General features: G+C 54.1%; 3 protein-coding genes and 1 pseudogene. All 4 read left to right on the forward strand.

What is annotated here, in order from left to right:
* A pseudogene (locus tag ACOCD2_RS17045) lies at positions 1-404 on the forward strand (hypothetical protein); the annotation flags it as partial.
* Positions 401-1,102, forward strand: coding sequence for a DUF3800 domain-containing protein (locus ACOCD2_RS17050; protein ID WP_293652837.1), 702 nt, complete (start codon positions 401-403; stop codon positions 1,100-1,102). The pseudogene ACOCD2_RS17045 and the gene ACOCD2_RS17050, both read left to right, overlap by 4 nt.
* Before the next feature lie 5 nt (positions 1,103-1,107).
* Positions 1,108-1,587 carry a hypothetical protein gene (locus tag ACOCD2_RS17055; protein WP_293652838.1) on the forward strand — a complete coding sequence of 160 codons (480 nt, stop codon included), beginning with the start codon at positions 1,108-1,110 and terminating at the stop codon, positions 1,585-1,587.
* A gap of 406 nt (positions 1,588-1,993) precedes the next feature.
* Positions 1,994-2,251: a hypothetical protein gene (locus ACOCD2_RS17060; protein ID WP_419625822.1), complete on the forward strand. Its 258-nt coding sequence runs from the start codon at positions 1,994-1,996 to the stop codon at positions 2,249-2,251.
* The last annotated feature ends 87 nt before the right edge of the window (positions 2,252-2,338 follow it).

Here is a 2,338-nt window from a genome sequence, read left to right on the forward strand (position 1 = left end):
TGCACAACGATCCGTTACCGATCATTGTTTTCGGAGATCACACCAGGATATTGAAGTTTATAGACTTCCCGTTTGCGTGTGGGGCTGATGGAACGCAGTTATTAAGGTCTAATACAAGCAGAATGCCAATGTCCCTGTTCTATTCCGTGCTGAAATCTATCGACTTGTCGAGTTTCGCCTATGCTCGCCACTTCAAGTTTTTGAAAGAGCAAGAGGTGCTATTACCTGATGAGGGGTCAGCCGAAGCGTACGCAGATTTCGTTGAACCATTGCGTGATCATATTCGGTCACTGATGCGGAAAAATAACAATCTCCGCCAAACCCGCGACCTTCTCCTCCCCAAACTCATCTCCGGCGAGCTGGATGTCTCTACACTTCCCATCGACATCGGGGAGGCGGCATGAGCGAGACCTTCAACGTCTACTGCGACGAGTCCTGCCACCTGGAGGACGACAAGCAGCCGGTGATGTTACTGGGGGCGGTTTGGTGCCCACTGGATGAGGTGGCCCGGTTGTCCCGAGAAGTGCAGGACATGAAGACGCGCCACCGGGCCGCCGGGGAATTGAAATGGACCAAGGTCTCGAAGGCGCGGCTGGATTTTTATCTGGAACTGGTGGACTGGTTTCTGGCGGAAGCACCGCTGCATTTCCGTGGGCTGGTGGTATTGTACAAGGAGCGGTTGAACCATGCCCTGTTCAATCAGGGCTCGCACGACGATTTCTACTACAAGATGTATTTCTCTCTGCTCAGCAAGATTTTGAACCCGGAGGAGCGGTACAACATCTACCTGGACATCAAGGACACGCGCAGCCGCTTGAAGCTGCGCAAGCTTGGCGAGGCGTTGTGTAACGACAAGTACGACTTCACCAGCCAGATGATCGGGCACTTGCAGAATATCCGCTCCCACGAATCCTATCTGCTCCAGGTCTGTGATTTTCTGCTCGGCGCGGTTTCCTACCGGCACCGGGGCCTGTCCGGCAACCCGGCCAAGGTGGCGATCATCCGCCACCTGGAGGAACGACTGGGGCGGGAGCTGCTGCGCTCCACTCCGCTGCGGGAAGAGAAGTTCAACCTGTTCCTGTTCACGCCGCGGGAGGCATAGGGGTAATGAGTCATCCGGAATGGTTGCCGGACCTCTTCCCAGTGAACCCGTGGCAGCATGACACCTACGAGGCGCTGTACCGGCTGTTCGAGCACGATTTCAAGCACAGCCAGCCGGTGTACGAGGGGCGGGCGGTGTGGTTCTTTCCGGAGATGGAGTACGGCAAGGAGAAAATCTTCTGGCATCTGACATCGCGGGAGGACAAGGTGACGGGTGATCGCTTTCCGGATCTGCGCCGAAGCGAGCGGTTGCCTTGGGTGCGGCCGATGCTGGACCTTCCCGAGAAGCCGGAGGTGCTGGCCTGGGACCACCAGGAAGGTGACGGGACGATCAAGACCTACGTCTGGCTGGAGGACGATGATTTCGTGGTCATCATGAAGAAGTATCCTGACGGCCGGCGGCGGCTGATCACCTCGTTCTGGGTGGAATACAGGAATACTAGGCGGAAGCTCAGGAAGAAGTATGAGCGCAGGATTGGGGCTTGAAATCAGGCGCCAGAAACAAGAAAGGCCAACGCGGAGCGTTGGCCCAACTCCTTCCACCGTGGGTGGATGAGATGCAGAGAATATGAGGTTTTTGGTATAATTTTACCAATAAAAAAAATTTATGACGAAGATAGGTGCAAACCATTGGGGCTTTGGGTTAATAGATATTCAGAAGACAATCTGTTTTATCCACCATAAATATCCGTGTTTTCTGCACTGAAGGGGGGCGGGCTCAGGAATACATTAAGAAACGGTTTTGAAGGTAAGGGAAAGAATGTTGGATTGCGCTGAAAACAGGCATCAGGAACAAGGGTTCGTTGAATTATTCGACCAGATGACCCGTAGTATCCTCAAACTCCTCTCTTGGGCAATAAAAAAGGCAATGCTCAAGTGTGTCTTCGACCTCGTGATAGATTTTGGGACATCCCAGTCCCCAAAATCGACTCGGCCTTTGACAACCTATTCGTGCCCCAGCCGTCCTGGTCACCAAGCACTACGCAACAACCTCGCAAGCTCGTTGCTGCTCCGTACTTGCCTCCCAATGACTGGACGCCGCGTTTGGATGCCTACTTTGCTTCCCCTCTGGTGCTATGCGCACGACGGGCAAGCAGTGCGGCCTCGCGCCTACTGGGTACGGTGGAGATTTGGCATGGAACAGGGATAAGAGGCAGAAGTGTCTGAATATTCAGAAGATAATCTGGTTGAGCAGCCTGCAATAGGCTTGTTTTCCGAACTGGGCTGGGAGACGGTC

The organism is Thiolapillus sp., from assembly GCF_048562965.1.
Classification (GTDB): domain Bacteria; phylum Pseudomonadota; class Gammaproteobacteria; order Chromatiales; family Chromatiaceae; genus Thiolapillus; species Thiolapillus brandeum_A.

What these genes read in the sequence shown, in the direction of transcription:
- ACOCD2_RS17050 (WP_293652837.1), top strand. Translation starts at nt 401, where the DNA reads ATGAGCGAGACCTTCAACGTCTACTGCGACGAGTCCTGCCACCTGGAG.
- ACOCD2_RS17055 (WP_293652838.1), top strand. Translation starts at nt 1,108, where the DNA reads ATGAGTCATCCGGAATGGTTGCCGGACCTCTTCCCAGTGAACCCGTGG.